This window comes from Pelatocladus sp. (assembly GCF_059505505.1).
In genome coordinates this window covers 14905-36111 of sequence record NZ_JCACKS010000243.1, presented here as the reverse complement: position 1 = coordinate 36111, position 21207 = coordinate 14905, and the positions used below count along the sequence as shown (strand labels likewise).

General features: G+C 39.3%; 19 protein-coding genes. 9 read left to right on the top strand and 10 right to left on the bottom strand.

Features of this window, described 5'->3' with window-relative positions:
• Positions 1-506 precede the first annotated feature (506 nt).
• A complete protein-coding gene (locus tag AC5JMK_RS24695; RefSeq protein ID WP_096673443.1) occupies positions 507-1112 on the bottom strand; it encodes a hypothetical protein in 606 nt (201 codons plus the stop codon).
• A 505-nt stretch (positions 1113-1617) separates the two neighbouring features.
• Between AC5JMK_RS24695 and AC5JMK_RS24690 the strand changes: the two genes are divergently transcribed.
• The 4 genes from AC5JMK_RS24690 to AC5JMK_RS24675 all read left to right on the top strand — a co-directional run bounded on the left by AC5JMK_RS24690 (position 1618) and on the right by AC5JMK_RS24675 (position 8291).
• Positions 1618-2253: an esterase/lipase family protein gene (locus AC5JMK_RS24690; RefSeq protein WP_096673444.1), complete on the top strand. Its 636-nt coding sequence runs from the start codon at positions 1618-1620 to the stop codon at positions 2251-2253.
• A gap of 555 nt (positions 2254-2808) precedes the next feature.
• Complete coding sequence (locus tag AC5JMK_RS24685) at positions 2809-5007, top strand: glycoside hydrolase family 65 protein (RefSeq protein WP_495911230.1); 2199 nt, start codon at positions 2809-2811, stop codon at positions 5005-5007.
• A gap of 720 nt (positions 5008-5727) precedes the next feature.
• Positions 5728-7491, top strand: a complete 1764-nt coding sequence (locus AC5JMK_RS24680; protein ID WP_096673448.1) for a protein kinase domain-containing protein — start codon at positions 5728-5730, stop codon at positions 7489-7491.
• 563 nt (positions 7492-8054) lie between these two features.
• Positions 8055-8291: a Nif11-like leader peptide family natural product precursor gene (locus AC5JMK_RS24675; protein WP_096678688.1), complete on the top strand. Its 237-nt coding sequence runs from the start codon at positions 8055-8057 to the stop codon at positions 8289-8291.
• Positions 8292-8352: 61 nt separating this feature from the next.
• On the opposite strand, the gene AC5JMK_RS24670 is transcribed toward AC5JMK_RS24675, so the two are convergent.
• The 5 genes from AC5JMK_RS24670 to nfi all read right to left on the bottom strand — a co-directional run bounded on the left by AC5JMK_RS24670 (position 8353) and on the right by nfi (position 13871).
• Entirely contained in the window at positions 8353-8787 is a 435-nt protein-coding gene (locus AC5JMK_RS24670; protein ID WP_096673450.1) for a hypothetical protein, read from the bottom strand.
• 79 nt (positions 8788-8866) lie between these two features.
• Positions 8867-9574: a GDSL-type esterase/lipase family protein gene (locus tag AC5JMK_RS24665; RefSeq protein ID WP_495911229.1), complete on the bottom strand. Its 708-nt coding sequence runs from the start codon at positions 9572-9574 to the stop codon at positions 8867-8869.
• 497 nt (positions 9575-10071) lie between these two features.
• Complete coding sequence (locus tag AC5JMK_RS24660; protein WP_096673454.1) at positions 10072-12087, bottom strand: FHA domain-containing protein; 2016 nt, start codon at positions 12085-12087, stop codon at positions 10072-10074.
• Positions 12088-12240: 153 nt separating this feature from the next.
• Positions 12241-12954 (bottom strand): FHA domain-containing protein, encoded by a 714-nt coding sequence (locus AC5JMK_RS24655; RefSeq protein ID WP_096673456.1) that lies wholly within the window; start codon positions 12952-12954, stop codon positions 12241-12243.
• 251 nt (positions 12955-13205) lie between these two features.
• On the bottom strand, positions 13206-13871 hold the full coding sequence (nfi, locus tag AC5JMK_RS24650; RefSeq protein WP_096673458.1) for a deoxyribonuclease V: 666 nt from the start codon (positions 13869-13871) through the stop codon (positions 13206-13208).
• 126 nt (positions 13872-13997) lie between these two features.
• On the opposite strand from nfi, the gene AC5JMK_RS24645 reads away from it, so the two are divergent.
• The 5 genes from AC5JMK_RS24645 to AC5JMK_RS24625 all read left to right on the top strand — a co-directional run bounded on the left by AC5JMK_RS24645 (position 13998) and on the right by AC5JMK_RS24625 (position 18296).
• Positions 13998-15641 carry an alpha-amylase family protein gene (locus tag AC5JMK_RS24645; protein ID WP_096673460.1) on the top strand — a complete coding sequence of 548 codons (1644 nt, stop codon included), beginning with the start codon at positions 13998-14000 and terminating at the stop codon, positions 15639-15641.
• Positions 15642-15672: 31 nt separating this feature from the next.
• A complete protein-coding gene (locus AC5JMK_RS24640) occupies positions 15673-15879 on the top strand; it encodes a hypothetical protein (RefSeq protein WP_495911228.1) in 207 nt (68 codons plus the stop codon).
• Between the two features lie 11 nt (positions 15880-15890).
• Positions 15891-16676, top strand: a complete 786-nt coding sequence (locus AC5JMK_RS24635) for an alpha/beta fold hydrolase (protein ID WP_096673462.1) — start codon at positions 15891-15893, stop codon at positions 16674-16676.
• A gap of 265 nt (positions 16677-16941) precedes the next feature.
• Complete coding sequence (gene psb34 / locus AC5JMK_RS24630) at positions 16942-17112, top strand: photosystem II assembly protein Psb34 (RefSeq protein WP_495911227.1); 171 nt, start codon at positions 16942-16944, stop codon at positions 17110-17112.
• Between the two features lie 338 nt (positions 17113-17450).
• Positions 17451-18296 carry a DNA/RNA non-specific endonuclease gene (locus AC5JMK_RS24625; RefSeq protein WP_096673464.1) on the top strand — a complete coding sequence of 282 codons (846 nt, stop codon included), beginning with the start codon at positions 17451-17453 and terminating at the stop codon, positions 18294-18296.
• Positions 18297-18375: 79 nt separating this feature from the next.
• Here the strand turns inward: AC5JMK_RS24625 and AC5JMK_RS24620 are convergent, their stop codons facing one another.
• The 4 genes from AC5JMK_RS24620 to psbU form a co-directional block, all read right to left on the bottom strand.
• Entirely contained in the window at positions 18376-18780 is a 405-nt protein-coding gene (locus tag AC5JMK_RS24620) for a nuclease A inhibitor family protein (RefSeq protein ID WP_096673466.1), read from the bottom strand.
• A gap of 78 nt (positions 18781-18858) precedes the next feature.
• Positions 18859-19404: a PM0630 family protein gene (locus AC5JMK_RS24615; protein ID WP_096673468.1), complete on the bottom strand. Its 546-nt coding sequence runs from the start codon at positions 19402-19404 to the stop codon at positions 18859-18861.
• Positions 19405-19620: 216 nt separating this feature from the next.
• Entirely contained in the window at positions 19621-19821 is a 201-nt protein-coding gene (locus AC5JMK_RS24610) for a hypothetical protein (RefSeq protein WP_096673470.1), read from the bottom strand.
• Between the two features lie 282 nt (positions 19822-20103).
• Positions 20104-20550 carry a photosystem II complex extrinsic protein PsbU gene (gene psbU, locus AC5JMK_RS24605; protein ID WP_096673472.1) on the bottom strand — a complete coding sequence of 149 codons (447 nt, stop codon included), beginning with the start codon at positions 20548-20550 and terminating at the stop codon, positions 20104-20106.
• Positions 20551-21207: the final 657 nt, after the last annotated feature.

Below are 21207 nucleotides of genomic sequence, written 5' to 3'. Positions count from 1 at the left end.
AGATAGTCGAATAAATAGATGAAAAAGCGCCCTCCACTTCGGAGGGTGCTTTTTTTGATCGCCTGCAAAGTACGCAAAGTACACGGAGACTGATAACTCAATACGCTTGGTGTTAAGGATTTTTGATACAAAAAATTGATCTGTAAAGGCCGTAAATTAACGATCTCTACTCTACAAAGAATTTTGGGCTTAAGCACAGAGGCGCAAAAAAACCGTAGACGCGGAGCGGCTTCTTGGAGAGTAGTATGTAACGAAAAGTAAAGTTGCCTAAAAACCTTTTCCCTTCTGGCCTTTGCCTTCTACCTTGTCATAGCGACAATTTTTAACGCCCACCTACTTAACTGAGAGCCAAAGATTTTGCTATATTGATAAAGCTTCGGAAGACGCTTGTGCTACTTCTGTTGGTCGAAAGATCTGCAAAAATCAAGAAGTATTGATAAGCCAAAAATCCCCACACCGTAGGGCATGAGGAGTATCAATGATGACAACCTACTTATTTTAATTTGCTATTTTGATTTGCTAGGAGGGGTTTTTACCTGACGCGCCATCTCTAGGAAGGAATTCATATTCGCTCCAGGACGACGACGACCATTTGTATTAGTAGGTATCAAGTACTTAGGTGCGAAGGTTGTTTCTGTTGGCTGTGCTTTAAGTGCGGGTGCCTTGTCTTCTTTTGGCTCGACTGTCACGCCCTCAGCAGTTTGTACTAGCTCAACCTTCGCAGGCTCAGGTTTAGCTTCTGTTTTAGCTTTTTTGGCTGATTTAACTGAGGTTTTACGAGAAGGCTTCTTAACTTCTTTTGCTCCGTTAGATGCTCCATTAGATGTTTCTGGAGCAGCTGCAACTGGTACTGGTGATTTTGTTGCACCATTATTAGTCTCAGCAACGGCCTTATCTGCTTCACTCTGGGTCATCTCAGCGACTTTATCGACTGCACTCTTAGCAGCAGTAGCTACTTTGTCAGCAGCAGCTTTGGCCGCTGCGATTGGTGGTGTATTTTCAGCTTCTTCCTTCAATTCCAGATAATAACCATTACCTTTTTTCTTGCCAGGAAAAAGCCCAGTGATGAATTTCATAATTCCACTAATTAAATTTTTGATAAAACCGAACATTACAATTACTCCTGTCTTTTATACCTGAAATTTGAGTACTTTTATTAAAAATTAGAGAAAAGTATTACATTTCTTAGAGTTGTTGCTAGCTTTACCTCATCCTTTGTAATCAATAATTTGATTAAGATCTTCTTAAAGCGAAAAAACTAAGCACAGGAAGCTTTTTCATTTGTAAAAACAAATGCTCAAAGACAAGGAACGGTACTCTAGCGAACCCTATAAACTTTTATCTCAAGTGTTTGGAATAGTTGATACTCAAGTTCAATTATTGAATTTTTGTGGATATGAGAGCAATATTTTGAAAGCAAGTTTCATAAAAGTTAACATACACTTTCATTATACGTGAATATGAGGTCTTAAATTCAACTTGCTCGTAGGAAATTCCAAAAAATTAATTATCCAACTTCTGTACTAAACCAGTCAAAGGAGTGTCATAGCTAGGATAGGGATAGTAATCATGCTCAGTTAGATTTTTTCTAGATTCTGTGCAACCCTGATTTTGCAAATGGACAAATTAACTTACAGACGAAACCCCGTAGTCTTAGTGCATGGCATTTTTGACACAGGTCGAGTGTTTGACAAAATGATTTCTTACCTCAGACAAAGGGGTTGGAATGTATATGACTTAGATTTGCTTCCTAATAGTGGTCATGGTAGTCTTGACCATTTAGCACAGCAAATTGCTGACTTTGTTGATGCTACCTTTGCGCCAGAGCAACCAATAGACTTAGTAGGCTTTAGTATGGGTGGAATTGTGAGTCGTTATTATGTCCAACGACTAGGGGGAATTAATAGAGTACAGAGGTTCGTTACTATTTCTTCACCACATAATGGCACTTGGGTTGCCTACTGTAATCCAGGTCTAGGTTGTGTGCAGATGCGTCCCGATAGTGCTTTGTTACAAGATTTGAATCAGGACGTTGACATGCTTTCACAGATCAATTTTACCTCAATTTGGACACCCTATGATTTGATGATTATCCCAAGCAATAGTTCACAAATGCCAGTAGGCCGAGAGGTGATTGTACCAGTAATGACTCATGCGTGGATGCTCACCGATGTCAGAAGTTTGTCAGCAGTAACAGAAGCATTAACACAACCAGTGCCAGCGATCGCCACACAGCAATTACAATCAAGTTAGTAGCATACCAGACTGCGAGCAAATCAGGAAAATTAAAAACTTTACTTTGTAGTGAGTAAATAATTTAATTGGTTAAATATCAACTTAATAGATAAATATTGCTATGTCTAAAAGAGATATCAATAGATAAACAAAGATGTTGCCTGATTTGAGTCCGAAAAAGTAGTTACAGAATTTGATTAATAAATATATACTTACTTGTACTTATTTGCTGAATGTATAAATTATTATTATTTTTCTCTTTTTAGATTTTTTTGGATTGAAAAAGTACGAAAATCTCTCTATGGGGAGATGAAAAGGGGAACGCGATTTTTCAGTTGCACGTCATTTTCCTCAGTCTAGTTTTTAGAATAGTCTAGACTTTGGGGAAAACTGAAGAACTGATTTGAGCGTGCCAACTTTGGATTTTAGGTTGAAGTCAATCCAAAATCTATAGACGCAATAGCGACTTCAAGGGAGAGTAATCTCAAACCCAAAATAGTTTAACCCCCAATATTGTCACAATTTTATTGCATTCCAAGCAACGCAAAACTCTAAATATAGGCTTTATTTGTCATGCTAGACTTGACCATTGAAAATTCCCAACTAAATCAGCAACTAATTGAATCTAGCGATTGGAATATTGTTGAGACAGAGTTTAACACGACTCAACTACATCATCAAGAAACAGTCTTCACCCTCAGCAATGGATATTTAGGAACACGGGGTACATTTGAGGAAGGGTATCCCCAAGATTGTCCAGCAACCTTGATTCATGGCGTGTATGATGACGTGGCGATCACCTCCACAGAGTTAGTAAACTGTCCTAACTGGCTACCCTTAACTATTAAAGTGGCTGGAGAAAGATTCCGCATGGACTGTGGTGAAATTCTCAGCTACGAACGTCGTCTTGATTTACGTTTGGGTATAGTAAGTAGGGATGTACGCTGGCGCAGTCCGAAGGGACACACTTTAGAATTTCATTTTGAAAGATTTGCAAGTCTAGCAAGTCAACACTTTTTAGCAATCAGATGTCAGATTACATCTGTAGACTTTGAAGGTGAAGTTGAGGTAGAAGTTGGATTCCACCCAGAACCCCACACCCAAGGTGTCAAACACTGGCAAACCTTGAAACAAGGCGGTCTAGATAATATAATCTGGTTGCACAGTCAGACTTTACATTCCGCTATTGAACTAGGGATGGCAGCAAAGCTTGTGGTAGAAAGTGAAGAAACTGCTACGGTGAGTGTGCATCAGCTTGATCAGCATAACCCCACACTTGTAGCTAAATTAACAGTTGCACCAGATAAAACCGTCACCCTCGAAAAAATTATCACCGTCTACACCTCACGGCAAATAGCAACTCCGGTGGAAGCTGCAATGATTCGACTAGTTGCTGCACCCAGCTATTCAACTTTGCTAGCAGCTCACATTACTGCTTGGGATCAAGTGTGGCAAGATAGTGATGTGATCATTGAAGGCGATCGCCTAGCTCAGTTGAGTGTTCGTTACAATCTGTTTCAGTTACTCGCCGTCGCACCTCGTCATGACGACAGAGTTAGTATTCCTCCTAAAACCCTTTCTGGCTTTGCTTATAGCGGACATATCTTTTGGGATACAGAAGTATTTATTCTCCCCTTGCTGATTTACACCCAACCAGACTTGGCACGGAACTTGCTCAACTATCGCTACCATACCTTACGCGGAGCGCGACGCAAAGCTCAAGAAATGGGACACAGGGGGGCTTTTTATGCTTGGGAAAGTGCTAGCACAGGCGATGAAGTCACCCCACGTTGGGTTCCAACTCTCAATGGTGAACAAGTCCGGATTTGGTGCGGTGAAATTGAAGTACATATCAATACCGATGTCGCTTACGGTGCGTGGAAATACTGGCAAACTACAGGTGATGATCAATGGATGCGCGACTATGGCGCAGAAATGATTTTAGATACAGCAGTTTTCTGGGAAAGCAGAGTAGAGTGGAATCAAAAACGCCACAGTTACGATCTTCGTGATGTCATAGGCCCAGATGAAAATCACGATCGCATCGATAATAATGCTTTCACTAATTTATTAGTACAGTGGCATTTGCAAACAGCCTTAAAACTGTGGGATTGGCTAGTAAAATCTTATCCCGACACCGCAACACAACTGGCAGAAAAACTTGACTTGCATCCAGAACAAAGGCTACTTTGGGCGAAAATCGCCAAACATATCTACATTCACCAAGATTTGGAAACTGGCTTGATCGAACAATTTGAAGGCTTCTATAACTTAGAGTATGTCAACTTTGCTGACTACGAACCACGTACCAAATCTATGCAAGGATTGTTAGGGGTAGAAGCGACTAGCCAAAAGCAGATTCTCAAACAGCCAGATGTGTTAATGCTTATGTATCTGCTGCGCGATCGCTTTGATCAACAAACATTACAAACTAACTGGGACTACTACAGCCCTCGCACCGATCATACTTACGGTTCTTCTCTTGGTCCAGCGATTCATGCTATTTTGGCTTGCGACCTCAATCAAAGTGCAGAAGCCTACACTCACTTTACACGAGCAGCAATGGTAGACTTAGCAGACGTGCGGCGTAACGCCCATGAAGGAGTTCACGCAGCTAGTGCAGGAGGAGTATGGCAAGCAGTCATCTTTGGTTTTGCTGGCGTGCGGATGACTGAATTTGGTCCGATCGCTTGTCCAAATCTTCCGCCTAACTGGACACGCTTGCAGTTTAAGCTGAAGTGGCGTAATCAGATCTATCAGTTTGATCTTTAATTTTTAGGGAACGGGGATCGGGGATTAGGGAACAGGGACACGGGGGACAATACCCAATCTTCAATAATTATAGTTTTTTTATGCTTGGCAGTGTCCGAAGTTCAGAGGGACACTGCTTTTTTGTAATATTATACTGACCAGCGCTGCTGAAATGTAGCCATTGTCACGTTAATTATCTCTACTACTTGATAGAGGGTGTCTGATACTAACCTGTGTTATCTTGATAACCTAATTTTAGGCGATCGCTAATTGCACCAAATATAGGATTCTATTTGATTTTTGTTGGCGTAGCCTGCGCTAAACGCTAGTAATTTTAACACTAGTAATTGATTTTTTTGCTGTCTTTAAAGTAAAACTTTCCATACTCAATTTCAGTAGCAAAAACAGCAGAAATGAGAAAAGAAAAGTATCTCAAAATCCACTACAATTGCAGGAAACAAATATTAAATCTAAATAAAAAAGCGTTTTTCTCATAGTTGCCAAACTGGCAACATAAAGTCTATGGATTTGTTATTCATTAATTTACCAGGCTTTTTATTTATGTCTAAGTATGAGTCAAAAAGGTCTGGAAAATGCAAAATTGAAGACAATAAACTTGTATCTATCTTGGCATTTTTCAATATTTATGTGACAAAAATTTAAAAAAATAGGGGGATAAAATAACTTAAGCAATTAAATAGTTAAGTAAGTTTAGATTAAATTTTTCATCCTCTTTACAATATGATTGGTCAGTTACTCGCAGGACATTATCAAGTCCTTAAAGTATTAGGTGAGGGAGGCTTTGGTCAAACTTATATTGTTGAAGACATACACCTCCCTGGAAAACCTAAATGTGTCCTCAAACATCTTAAAACTACTAGTACGGACTCAGAATCTTTAGAAATTGCCAGAAGGCTATTTCTCAAAGAAGCCGAAACCCTGCAACAGTTAGGTAATCATGACCAAATACCAAGGCTTTTAGCATACTTTGAACAAGACCAACAATTTTACCTAGTCCAAGAGTTTATTGATGGTCATACTCTGAGTAAAGAATTTTTTGTCGGACAAAAATGGACACAGAAACAAACTATTAAAATGCTCATCGAAGTATTGAGTATTTTAGAATTTGTTCATGGTCAAGGAGTAATTCATCGCGACATCAAACCAGATAATCTTATTAGACGTGCTTGCGATCATCAATTAGTTTTAATTGACTTTGGGGCAATTAAACAATTGCGAAACCAAACAATGATTGGATCACCAAAGCAAAACATGACAATGATCGTTGGTACTCGTGGTTATATGCCATCTGAACAAATCCGGCGTGTACCTCGTCCCAGTAGTGACATTTATGCTTTGGGAATGATGGGTATTCAAACATTAACAGGAGTACATCCGCACACACTCCAAGATGATCCGGATACAGGAGAAATACTTTGGCAAGAATTCGCCTCTGTGACTCCAGAATTTGCTGATGTCCTTACCAAGATGACTCGCTATCATTTTAAAGATCGCTACCAAAGTGCGACTGAGGCGTTGCAAGTACTACGAGAATTATTAGCGAATTATACTGAGACAGAAACAACAGAAGTAGAGACTAAATCCGAGACTAAATTGGAGATTGATGGTACCAAACTACATCAATTAACAATAGAGTGGATAGAAGACGGGCAAATTAAATATCGCACTATAATAGAAAATCAAGCCAGTAAAAATATAGGTAAAATTCGCATAGGTCGCAATCCTCACGAGTGCGATATTGTTTTACCAGATCCGACAATATCTGGACTACACGCAGAAATCTTTTTTCATACCGAAAAGCAGAAATTTTATTTGCGGAATTTACGTCAACAAAACCCTCCAATTGTTGATGGACAGTTACTTTTAGCTGGAGAAATATCTCTTGATGTTGGTAGTCATATACGTTTGGGCAAACAGGATTTTAGGGTTAAAGATATTACCTGTAAAGAGTATGGTGAGGGTTACACACCAATAGAATATGCTAAACGTTTTGCAATCACATTAGCATCACCACAACCTGTACTCAAGACAATAAGGGTATCCCAATTCAAAAAATCTGAAGAAGTTGTAAAACCTGTTCCTTCTCAGCCTAATTATAGTGGCATTTCAATAGTACCTAAAAAAGTACAGCGATCGCCATTTAAGGCAGGTACGGCAGTTTTCATGAGTGCGATCGCAGGTGTAATAGTATTGAATACTGTTAACTTAAGTAGAGGTAATTCACAACAAAACTTCATCTCACAAGAACCACAAATGTGCCGTCTTGTATCTCCCTCTGGTGGCAAATTATTGGCAAATTTACGTCCCGAACCACAAACAGAAATTGGTGCATTGAAACAACTCAATCTTGGTGAAAAAGTTTTATTTCTCCAAGCAAGGGGAGATTTTGTCAAAGTACAACTTGCTGATGGTACAAAAGGTTGGGTCTTTGGAGATGAAATTCAACCTTGTGAAAAAACAGCACATAATTATCGTACTTGGTAGTTTGTTGGTGATTGGTCAATGGTCAATGGTCATGGGAGCATCCCAAATGTTCAAAAAACGCCTGCGATTGAAATCGCAGTCTCATAGTGAAACTCTGCTTCAGCAGACTGTTTGATTTTATGAAGTCGTCTGAAGACGACTTGCGCTATTAGCAAAGGGTTTAAACCCTTTGGTTTATGGTATTTTGAAAAAATTGGGATGCTCCCATGGTCATCCTCTAACAGGATTTTGGATTGACCTCACGGATCAATCTGCTTTCTTGGGAATTTTGGATTTTCGATTTATTCCACGGATCAATCCGCTTTCTTGTACCATCAAGGAATGATTGGTCAATGGTGATTAGTTATTCTCCTCATCATCTCATCACCTCTTGGACTTTCCTACTTTTGATAGATATAGATAATAATATTTTAAAAAATAATAATTTAGTGACTATTTTCAAATTTTATCCTTGTGGCGAAGAAAAAATATTGAAGATAAAAAGTATCTGGGCAGAAATTACCCTAGTAATTTGTGTAGTTTTTAGTAAACTCACAAAATTCTATCATTGGAAACAAAAATTTATGTCATTAGAACAAGTTAATGCTTTTTATGATCTTTTAAATTCAGATCAAGCCCTCTACGAGCAATACTATAACAAATGCTCTAATAAAGGTGTTTTTGGTATCTGGAATTGGGACAAAACTAAAATAGTTGATTTTGCTGCTTCTATTGGTTACAACTTCACCGAAACGGAATTAGATTTCGCATGGTTTGGTGAAAATGTCAGCCTTTGTGTAGGACTTAGAGGTTATTTATAAAGTAAAAATAAATACTGTAGGGAAGCCAATGCGTTGATCCGCTTCCCTCAATTGTAACACTTTATAGCCATTGACCTCCACGGAAGCGCCACCGAGGAAATATGATTCGCATTAAGGATTGCGAAGCAATAAAAACTGCTAGCCAAACAACACTATAATGTGCAAATATCCAGAAAGGAGATAATCGTTCTTTTGGAATCAATACAGGTAAAAAGCCAAAAACTTTGATTCCGCAAAGTATAAATATAAATTCCCAGATACCAGCTAATACTTGATAAAGTGCTGGCCAGTCTCTATCCCAGCGTCTTTTTTGGATTTGATCGTATACTACATCCCAAATAATTCCAAATATAGCAACATAGGTAATGATCCAAAAATAAACTATGCCAGAGGGAGAACCAACTAAACCCAATGCAAAGGGTATGGATACAAATATCCCTACAGTTGCTAATAATAATAATCGAGTTTGCCAGCGACCTAATAAAGTAGGAGTCATCTTTCTAAAATACAAAATACAAAATACAAAATACAAAATACCTTACTGAAGCCTTAAAGAATGTTTGAAAAGTCATCTTTCAGATGTTATCTTTTTTTGAGGCTGAAAAATGGGATTTATTTTGATAAGTTGCGATCGCTTCCCAATGATTAACATCTGCCAATAAAGCTTGATAGCCTAAGCTATTGGGGTGAAGACCGTCATGACTAAGGCGTTTAGACCACCAATTTTCGCCGTGTTCAGCCCATTTTCGGAAGATATCAAGATAGGGAATTCCCCTTTGCAGACAAGCAATTCGAGTTGCTTCTTTGTAGCGATGCTGATCTGTGTGATTATAATACAAGCAGTCCAGAAATGGCATTTTTGACTCATCAACTGGCGTCATACCTACAAATAATACAGGACACAGTTGCTGGGCCATTTCTAGTAATGAAGTGATTTGTGTTTGAAAAGTTTCAAAGTCTGTATAGTTGCGTCCATTCGGACGACCTAAGCGGGCTGAGTCATTGACACCGACTGAAAGAATGATTAAATCTGGAACTTGATTGCGTAGTTCACCGCGATGACGAAATTCAACTTCTAGTCTTTGGGCTACTTGTTGGACGCGATCGCCCCGGACACCCAGATTATAGATGATATGACCAGCACTATCAGGTGACATCCACTGTCGCCGTAGTCGTTCAACCCAGCCACCTCCTTCTGGATCACCGAATCCATATACTAAACTGTCCCCCAGTGCGACAATCTTTAAAGGTTGACTTTTAGTTGGTCGAGTAGACAGCTGCATTGAAGAAGGTGTTAAAAATAACTGCATTTGAAAAAACTATATTTTATATCCTTACAAAATTCTATACATTTCTACACCATTTCAGAGTATCTGATTTTTATGTAAATAACTTCTTTTTACACAGTTTTTACACAAGATAATTGCTATTGTCTTGCCGTTCTTGATTAAATTGTTAAATTTTAAAATTGACTTCACCAGCATTCTACTACTGACTGTCTTTATAAGAAATTCATAAACCATAGAAGAAGATACAGAAATTATTCAGAAATTGGTAATGGTCAATGGATTGGGGAAGGTAGGGGTCCCCTGGAGGGGAACTCGGGGCCCCCTTTGGGGATTAGGGGCGAAGGGGTAATGGGGATTGGGGAGACAACTTATCAGTTATCAGTTATCAAATTAAACTGGTCACTGTTAACTGTTAACTGTTAACTATTAACTATTAACTATTAACTGTTAACTGATTCATGCCCCATGCCCAATCCCCGCTCCCCAACACTCTAGGGCGATTGATTAAACACCCACTTTAACCATTGTCCAAAAGACCTGATGAAGTTGAGACGATGCACACCAGGCGCACGGGCTGTGGCTAGACCATCAACGGCACATAGGCAGGAATATTGCAAGCCAAGGAAGCTGTCAACTGCTGCGTAGGGACCACCAAAAGTGATTGCTCCCGCGGCATAAATTTTACCTTGAGCATTACGCATTTCTACTAATTCAAAGTCGTTGGCAACACTCAAACGTCCCACAGGATTAAGTGGTAAGTGGTTGTGTTCAACTAAATCTTGAAGTAAAGGACTTTCTTTGACCTTGGCATCAAGACCAGTGGCATCAATAATAAAATCAACAGCTGGGAGTTGAATTTCGCCAAAGTCTTTATCTTGAATATAGGCAATCAGATGGTTTTGATAATCTTGTTCAACTCTGGTGACAATAGCAAACTGAATTTTATACCAACCTTCTCTAAGCCCAACCTCTGTGATCAACTGCCAGTCTAAGCGATCTGCGGTGGTGGTTCCGCCCCAGACTTTATTAGATATTAATTCTTTACGCTGTTCTGGATTGGCTTTTTCTAGGAATTCTCGTAGTTCTCCACCCCAACAAGCTTTGGGCCAGTTAAATGGTTGTAATTCGATATGATGCTTAACCGTACGCTGAGAAGTACCGTATTTATTACCTTGGGGTTTTGGCGATCGCATTAAATGCAAAATAGAAATATTCGGGTTTTTCTTACGCGCTTCATAGATGCGTTGCACAATTCGAGAAGAAACAATTCCTCGTCCTTGAATTAAGACTATACCTCCTTGGCGTTCTAGCTGTTCATAAACATGTTTGTGATCTTCGTAAGCATTCACAACCGACCTAAAGTCTTTATATCTTTCCCGATAAGCTTGTAAATGTGGAAGAAATTGCAGCGCTGGATAACCAGTCGCTAAGTGTAAATAACGACTGATAAAAAATGCATGGTTCCCACGTCCGCGAGAATAGGCTACGCAGTATCTGCCATCATTGGTTTTACGAATTGCCAAAACTCGTCCAAACTGATAAATTTTGTCCCAACCGATGCGTTTTGCCTCCCGATCAATAGAATTAAAAACATTACCTGCACGGGGAGTATAGGTTTCAGCAAAAGTAGGTTCAGCAAAAACCTTCCACAGATGTTTTATAGAATCATTGATTTTACCTTTGCCAAAGTCATGCCAAGCTTCTCGTAAAGCATAGCTAGGCCAACCCCAAATATTATCAGGACAAGAGTCAGAATTGGAACGCAATCTTTCATGTAAAGGAATTTGCGAATTCATACACAAAAGTTTGTAACGGGCATAGGGTTCTTTATCTATACCCAGCGCCACTATTTTGTCAGTTGTAACACCAGATAATCTCAGCAAATCTACCCAAATAAAACTACCTAGTCCTGCCCCAACAGCTAAATAATAAGTTTCATCTACTGGCATACCCGTTGCATGAAGTGCCTGAACAGGGACAACTTCTTGCTGAAATATTGGTGGCGGAAAATTGCTGGCCAGTGGTGTTACTACTTGTGGAGCTAAGGTAGGATCTGGGAGGTTGGTATTGGGATTAAAGACAATGACTGAATTGCCACTGGGGACTGCTGGGGGAGGACTAGGCGGACTAGGTGTACTGGTTAGTATAAGTGGACTCGCTGGAATTGAGGCAGCAAAAGTTACAGAAATTATGTAAGGGCCTATTTGTACAATATCGCCACTATTAATCACAGCCTGTGTCTGGCGTTGACCATTGACGTAGATACCATTGACGCTACCTTGATCTGTCACCACCAGTTGATTTTGTTGCCATTCAATCAAGGCATGGAAGCGAGAAACTTGGTCATCATTTAATACCATCCGGGCGACTTGTTGTCCCCTGAGTTCAGCAGGCATCCGGGCAAATTCTCTACCGAAAGCAACAGGTAGCCTCAATTTTGGTTCTCGTCTTTCTCCTGTGACAGGATCTTGCCAAAGTAATTGAATTTCTAAAGAACCGCTATTCATAAGTATTTTTGTTTATAAGCAAATAAATATTTAAATTAGTTAGTTAATGATCAAGTGTCAATTGTCAATTGTTATTAGTTATTCTCCTCATCCCCCTTGTCTGCCTTGTCCTTCTTCCCAATTTTTAATTTTTAATTTTTAATTGTTTTGTCTCTAACGACTAGGTGGTACTAACACACTGAGGGCATCTTGCAAAGAATGACCACAGTGCTGACAGCCTAATAACAAGTTTTTATATGAGGAAAGTTTTTTACATCTGGGACATTGCAATCCATAAACCCCTTGTGGTTGTGGTTGCTGTTGTACGGCGGGTGTGACTGGATGATGGTGATGATGTGCTGCTACTTGTGGTTGTGGTGCAGGCTGATGATAATTGGGATGTAGCTGCGGTTGTGGTTGTTGGTGTGATTGTGGTGTGGGCTTGGGCTGGTAATAATTGTGATGTATCTGTGGTTGTGCTACAGGAATTGGCGGAGGATTGGTAGCTTGTGGCTGTGGGGGTGTCAAAATTGTTGGTGGTACGGTGCTACCTCCTGGAACAGAAATTTCTGTGACTTTGAGTTGTTGTTGTCCTAAATAAATAATGCTGCCTTCACTCAAAGGCATTTCACCTTGTACCAGTTTCTGTCCATCTACAAGGGGAGGATTTTGTTCACGCAAATTTTTAATCAAAAAACGTTGCTGTTCGGCGTTAAAAAAGATTTCTATGTGTAAGCCTGATACCGTAGGATGACTCAAAATAATATCACACCGGACTGGATCGCGACCAATACGGATAGTGCCAGGATTTTTGCTTGGCTGTGTTTTGTGAATTTTCTGAGTTTTAGTTTGACCTGCGTCGTGCCATTGTAAAGTTAGTGCGTTCATTGTTCTCCCCAAAACCTATATTTTAAATACAATTCCTCCCTGTGCGATTCCTAACACGATGAGGCAGGTGTAAGCAACTAATTAAAACATATTTAGATGAAACTTTAAAAAGTAACTAATATTAATAGTATGCTTAGTATTGCTTTGCGGAAAATCGTAGTGTTTTGAAACGCACAAGGTAGCAAACTAAACGCGTAGATTTGCAGAGTTTTCCATGATTTTATTTGTTACGAATTTGTACAGATTTTTACTTAGCGATCGCTTGCTAATTTATCAGCAATCCGTGTAGTTTCTGGTAAACGATATTTTGGCGTACAACATAATACGTAGTCAATTGCCGTAGCTAAACTAATGCGATGTCCGCTAGAAACATATACAGGCTTGACTCCAACACGTGTTCGTAATACTGCCCCAATTATTTCATCTTTATGGATTAAGGGTTGCCAACTACCTCGTGTTTCTGGAAGTTCTTCATGTTTACCGATGAGGAGTGATTTTGCTACACCGATAGTAGGTATATCTATGATTACTCCCAGGTGACAAGCTATGCCAAACCTTCGAGGATGGGCTATTCCTTGACCATCGCATAAAATCAAATCTGGTGTAATTTTTATCGTTTCTAAAGCATCCAAGACAGCAGGTATTTCCCGAAATGAAAGGAAACCAGGGATGTAGGGGAAAGATGTCGGACGGCGGGCTATACTCGTTTCTTGTAACTCTAAATCTGGAAAACTCAGTACTGCTACTGCTGCTCTGCTAATAGTACCATCAGCTTCAAAACCCATATCAACGCCAGCAACATATTGTACAGATTTCTGGAGTTGATCTGAGGTGATCACCTCAGTTTGCATTTCTTCTTGGATAGCGATCGCTTCTTCTATTGTCAGAGTCCAAGGGTGACTTTGGCTAATCTTCATATCTAAATTTTATAGGTAGAGATGTACTGCAAGATCGCCAACGCAATAGTAAATCTAACACCATCGACAGATACTTGAGAAAAACCAAAAAAAGATACTATATCGGAGGCGATCGCTGTGATTATTATGCTAGACCTCTGGTACAAAAGCGCTGTTATCTATTGCATTGATGTCGAAACCTTTATGGATGGTAACGGTGATGGGATAGGAGACTTTGAGGGACTGATTGATCGCTTAGATTATATTGCAGGCTTAGGCATTAACTGTATTTGGCTCATGCCGTTTTATCCTACCCCAAACCGAGATAACGGCTATGACATCACGGATTACTACAATGTAGATCCCCGTTTGGGGACATTAGGAGACTTTGTTGAATTTCTACGTCAGGCAAATGATCGCGGTATGCGCGTTATTGTTGACTTAGTAATCAATCACACCTCGATTGACCATCCTTGGTTTAAAGCTGCTTGCAAAGATCAGCATTCTAAATACCGAGATTATTATGTGTGGTCAAAGGAAAAACCTGCTGATGCAGACGAAGGAATTATTTTCCCTGGCTATCAAGACAGTACCTGGACATATAACAAGGAAGCTGGGGCCTATTACTTTCACCGCTTCTTTGAGCATCAAGCAGATTTAAATATTGGTAATCCCCAAGTTAGAGAAGAATTCTACAAAATCATGGGATTTTGGTTGCAACTAGGGATTTCTGGCTTTCGAGTTGATGCGGCTCCGTTCTTAATTGAGCTAAAGGGTATTGAAAAACAGGCAGATATTAAAGACCCTTATCGCTATCTTAAAGAAATGCGAAACTTTCTTTCCTGGCGACGAGGAGATGCGATTATTCTGGCAGAAGCGAATGTACCAATGGAAGATGTACCAAAATATTTCGACGATGGAGATAAATTGCAGATGCTGTTTAGCTTCATCGTTAATCAGTATCTCATGCTTGCCTTGGCTCGTGAAGCGGTGGCTCCTCTGATAAAAGGGTTGAAAGCAGCACCAGAAATTCCAGATATTTGTCAGTGGGCGCACTTTATCCGCAATCACGATGAATTGTCGTTGGACAAGCTTTCTGAGTCGGAGCGAGAAGATATATTAACCAAATTTCATCAGGATAAAGAGCAAGTATGGATTTACGATCGCGGTATTCGTCGTCGCTTTCCACCTTTAGTTCAAGGTGACGAGCGTCGGATTCGTCTCGCCTACAGCCTCATGTTTACTATGCCAGGAACACCAGTCCTAAAGGCGGGTGAAGAAATTGGCATGGGAGACGACTTATCGTTGAAACAACGCGACGCCAGCCGTACCCCAATGCAATGGTCAGCAGAGTCTAATGGAGGGTTCTCGACAGCTCCTAGTGATCAACTAATTCGACCCGTAATCAAGGAGGGGGAATATGGCTACCCACACCTGAATGTTATTGCTCAACGCAGAGATCCCTACTCACTTTTAAACTGGATGGAGCGAGCAATTCGGATGCTTAAAGAATGTCCAGAGTTTGGTTGGGGAAATTGGGAACTGATTGAGACAGACAACTCAGGAGTTTTGGCTCTACGCTATCAGTGGCGCGATGGAACTGTTGTAGCCCTTCATAATCTGGCATCAGATGCTTGTACAGTGAGTCTCAAGTTAAGTAGCGTTCGCGAATCCAATTGGATTGATTTGCTTGGAGATAAATCCTATGAGCCAATTAAACATCCAGAACGCGGTATACAACTTGAAGGCTATGGCTACCGTTGGGTGCGCGTTGGTAGGGAACACCTTTAATTTATCAGGTCAATAAGAGCAGCAAAATTAGATGAATGAATCCTTAGAAGAGGTTTGGCGAAAGCGTTATTATCGTGCTGTCAGAAAGTTTCAAGATCAGGGAATAGAAACAGTAACAAATTTAGAAACTGGCGCTGATTTGTACATATCTTTGCGTCGAAAATGGAACCCTAATCTAATTAAGCTGACAAATTATATGGGATATAGCTGGAATGAAATAGCGCCCTATGAAAATTAAGGCTTTTCACCATGTCCAAAACTAATAGTCATCCTTATTTTTTTACTCCTCGACTTTCCAATCCAACTTATCCACTTTTGGTATTTTTACCAGGAATGGATGAGACAGGAAAGGAGATGATGCGTATTCAAACATTAGGTTTAGAAGCTGCTTTTGATGTTCGCTGCTTTGTTATTCCAGCAGATGAGCTTACAAGCTGGGATAAGCTAGCGGAGGAAGTAATATCTCTGACTCAAGCCGAACTAAAAAAAGTACCTCGAACTTCTGTTTACTTGTGTGGTGAATCTTTTGGTGCTTGCATAGCACTGAAAGTAATGCAGAAAATCCCTGAAATGTTTGCTCGATTTGTTTTAATAAATTCTGCTTCTTCATTTCATTGCGTACCTTGGCTTAATCTCGGCTCACTTTTGTTTCCTTATACGCCTAACTTTTTTTATAAAATTTCTTCATTTATAGCTGTGTCTTTTCTTGCTCCTGTAAATCGACTTTCTTCTACTGCAAGAGAAGTATTATTTAAAGCAGTCAGTTCTGCACCGAAGAAAACAGCCGAACAACGTCTTTCCCTTTTAACAGAATTTACAATTGACGAAAAAAAATTATCTTATATTACCCAACCTGTTTTTCTGATTGCTAGTAAACATGACCGAATTTTACCTTCACAAGCAGAAGCTCAACGCTTAACTAAGATTTTTCCAAATTCTCAATCAGTAATTTTACCTCACAGTGGTCATGCCTGTCTAGTCGAAACGGATGTTAATCTCTGGCAAATTCTAGAAGCAGAAAACTTTTTGAATTAATGAGCCTCGTTTTCAATGCCCCAATGTTTGCGGATAGCTTGACCAATCACTTGAACATCGCTGCCATCACCTCACTCAAACTCAAAAACCCAGCAGTTGTGACTGGGCTTTAGTTGGGGTATATCCCGTGCTTTCTAACTCCCCCATCCCTGATAAGTGACTCTTATCAACGGCATCAGCATTTTTTTGTCAATTCATCTTGACCTTTTATAACAATATTGTTATATTTATTTACATAAAGAAACAAATAAAGGAAAACAAACTTATGTATACCACTGTTAATGAAGATGGCGTTCTCAATAACTACGCAACTGAACCCAAGATGTACTATGCCGAGTACCCTGCAATTTGGGAACAACGTAAATACGTTATCCAAGCCGTTTTTGCTTCTCTAATTGTCACTACTCTAATTTTGCTTGGTTTTAGCGTTAGCTAAGATTTTTTGTTTCTCGCTATATCTCTTATCGTCATTCATACTTCTCTGTTACCTCAGTGCTTAACGCTGAGGTTTTTTGTTGTGGGATATCAAGGGAAGCGATCGCTCTAAACAAATGAATTTTAGTAAAAAAATTTCATCTACGATAACAATTTTCAAACACTCTTCTGACAGGATTTTTATACAAGCAAAATAGTATTTACTTAGAAATAAATTTTCTAATTTCAGATTTATATTAACTAATATTTATTTTTAATTTAACTCAGAATTAATTTGTAAAGCTTATTCTCTCTCGTGAGATAAAAAATAAACATCATCACAACCTCAAGTAGATAGTTATGAAGAAAGCGAAGTTTTCGACTTTCCTGATTTCTTGTGCATCTGCTTGTCTGCTTGCTGTTTTACTTGCAACTTTACCTACTCCTGCACCTGCCCAAACTTCCGTGCATTTAACAATGGGTAATCCTAGCAATGCAGGAAGTTCTAGCCTGAGTAACTATTTATTAGTTAAGTCACAATACGCAACATCACACCACTGTAGTAGAGGTATACCAAACTGGGTTAGTTGGCAGTTAAATTCGTCTTGGCTAGGGAGCGCACCTCGCCAGGATAATTTTCGTGCTGATACCACACTACCAAATGGTTGCTATCAAGTCAGTAGTTCGGATTACACTGGTAGCGGATTTGATAGAGGGCATATGACACCCTCAGCAGATCGGACAAACACAATTGCGAACAACTCCGCAACATTTTTGATGACAAATATAGTTCCCCAAGCTCCTGATAATAATCAAGGTCCCTGGGCGAATTTAGAAAATTACAGCAGAGATTTAGTAATTTACGAGGGAAAAGAACTATATATTATTTCTGGTGGATACGGCTCAGGTGGAACTGGTTCTAATGGTGGGGCTAGCACGATTTCAAGTGGTAGAGTTACAGTACCAGACAGAGTTTGGAAAGCTATTCTAGTCTTGAATCAACCTGGACTTGGGATTAGCGGCGTAACAGTTAATACACGAGTCATCGCTGTCGATATGCCAAATGACCAAGGGATTAGATACAATGACTGGCGTTCGTACAGAGTTAGTGTAGATACAATTGAAGCAAGAACAGGTTACAACTTGTTTTCTAATGTTTCGGATATAATTGAAAACACGATTGAAGCTAGAGTTGATAATCAGTAAAACTTAATAGCACTCAAAGAATAACCCGTCTTAAATATTAGACGGGTTAGTATTTTTATTAATTGCTAATCTTTAATTATCAGGTTTCTACCAGTTTGGTTGATAAGCCTGCTAAATTACCTGAGTCTGTTTTGCCAACAATATAGACATCAATGTTTATTCTTCCAACGCGGTAAACCTGAATGTCGCTGAGGTTACTTTTGATAGTTTCAACAAGCTTCTTATATTTTTTAACATTTTCTTTTTGTTGATCATCATGCCATTCTTGCTCAACAGCAATATTTCTAAAAAAATAGTCCACATCCACCACTTCTACTGGTACATCCAAGGAATGATCTGTGAATTCTAAAATTTGATTAGGAGTTAAAGGCGTTTGTTGAGCAATTTGCCAGTGAACTGATTCAAAAGGAAATTCGGATTCACTAGGCATTAATAAAGTATCAGCAGCTTCTTTAAGTTTTGTAGCAACTTCTGCATTACTCATTGGCTAAATTCTCCAAGTCTTTTGTTGACTGATGAACTTATACAAAACATTTCCTAGTATACATATCAAAACTTACAATTATGCTTTTGGAGTTGGCTTTTGTAGTCTGATTGGAGGAACTACCTCAAATTCAAAAGTAGCAATACGGCGATCGCCAATATAAACTTCTATCTTATGCTTACCTACAGGATCACCATTTGCGATCGTCCAAGAGTTTTTAATTACACCATCTTTGATTTTATCTGTGCGTTGAATATTTGCTGCTCTGCCGTCAGGTGACAATGAGAAATTTTCAGTGTTACTTGTAGCCCAACTTTCAGGAGGTTTTGGTAACTGAAGGACTTCCCGCCATGTTATCTCACCTTGGTAGTCCTTGAGTTGAATCCGCCAGCCATATGCAACTCCCTCTTGAAGTGGTATTTTTTTTGTGGGGATAAGAGTAGTCTTTCCACCTTTTTCAACTCTGATAACCCCAAATTCAGCTTTACTGACAACAATTGGTTTAGCAGTTATAGAATTCTGTGCTTGTCTACTGGGAAGCTTGAGTACTTCTACACCCATAACTGGTGATATCAGCCAAGACAAAGCCAATCCAATGCTACAAGCCCAAACTCTCGGTTGCATAATTTTTTTAGTATAGAATGATATCTATTCATATATAAGCAACCTCTTTTTTTCAGATAAATTACTAACACTTTTGGTGTATCAAAAAATTTTTAAGTATAAAAATAGAGTGGAAAGTGTGTCTTCGATAGACACAACCCCACTCAATAATTTTTGCTAACGCACTCATCTAGATGATGATTCCACGAGTTGGCTTTTGAAGAGAGCGTCAAGCAATTAACGGGACTCTGTTCCTTGATTGGGACTACCTGCTACGGTATCTTCCCCTGGCGCTTCTGGTGTAGCTGATTGTTTAGCATCAGATTGAGCTGCGTTACCAGTTTTGCGGATATCTTCTTCAACGGGGGTTTGATAACCACCAGAAGCAGCACCAGAATTAGATGGTGTAGTTTCTTTTTTGTTTCCTTCAGCAGACATGAATTTTTGCTCCTTATCATTTTGTTCTGCAAACAGTTTAAAAAGAATAAGGGTACAGATTCATCTTTCCAAAATCTGGTTTACCTGAAATTTCTGTATGTCTGAAGGATTATTTTGCACTCACTCACACGAAGTTGCGCTCATACAGCGCAACCTTTCTTCCTTGTCTTCCTTGTCTTCCTTGTCCCCCTTCCCTTGTTTGCAAAAACATAAAAATCCCACTCCCTAAAAAAAGGAGTGGGATGCTGTTTTATTGGAAATAACCGTATTTACAGTTATGTCTTATCTGTAAATACCGTTGTTATAACGGTCAAATCCTTCGGTGTAGACTGGTTCTACTTCTGTAACTTTGAAGTGATCTAGGTTAGCTTGCAGGATTTGTTTTTGACGTTCGCTCAATCCTTTAATCTTTAATACATCCTCTACCTCATCGTAAGGAGCATATTTGATAATTTTGCCTGCTAGGGTAGGATACAAGCCAGGATATTTCTGAAAAGCTCGCACATTGGTGTTATTTAAATCAATTCTGTCACCATATACATCTGCAAGCTTTGCATCTGCTGGATTTTGCAAGGCTAGAACAGAAACCGATGGCAAAGCAAAACTGTTAAAATTGCTCGCTTGGGCTATCTGAGGCGTACCTAGCCATGCCAAACATCCTACCAACAAAAAACTAAAGACTGTTAATAAACGCACCAATTTTTTCACGATTTTTCCACCTCTTTCCATCAAACCGAAATAAAAAGTTTTCAGCTAGTAGCGCTTATTGACACTCCCACCGCTAAAAGCGGATGGGATTCTTGCTTCAACGGGAGATCCAAAACGCCCTAAAGATTTCTCTATACAGCAACATTTCAGATTACTTTACCCTCGGCAAGCATACACCGACTGCCCGACGGCGTGTAAAAGTTTGTAAAGACCTTTTGAGTAGTTTCCTGTGAAATAGATAAACTTTTGTAACAAAGCTCGCTAACTTAGCCCAGGGGCTTATGTTGTGTTTGTCCGCTTTGACTTTATCCTACTACAAGGGAAGAATGAGGGTTAAACCCTACAAAAATGTACCCATTAGGCATTTACTTGTTCCTTTAACTGATAGCTATTTGCTTTATCAGCACACAGCAGTCATCAGAAACTAATATACAGCGTATTAATATCCACAATATTTGCAGCTACTAGGATTGACCGAATTTTTACTAAAAATTTTTTAACTGAGCAAGAATACTTAAGTCAGTCGGCACAAATAAAATAGGGGCTTCATTTGTCATTCGTAAGGGTTTGGCACATGTTTACTTTTATCTTTTACAAAAATTAATATATTGCACATATCTTTAAGGACTTACACAGTTGTCACATACAATTCTCAATTCTTTTTTATACTAAGCAGTT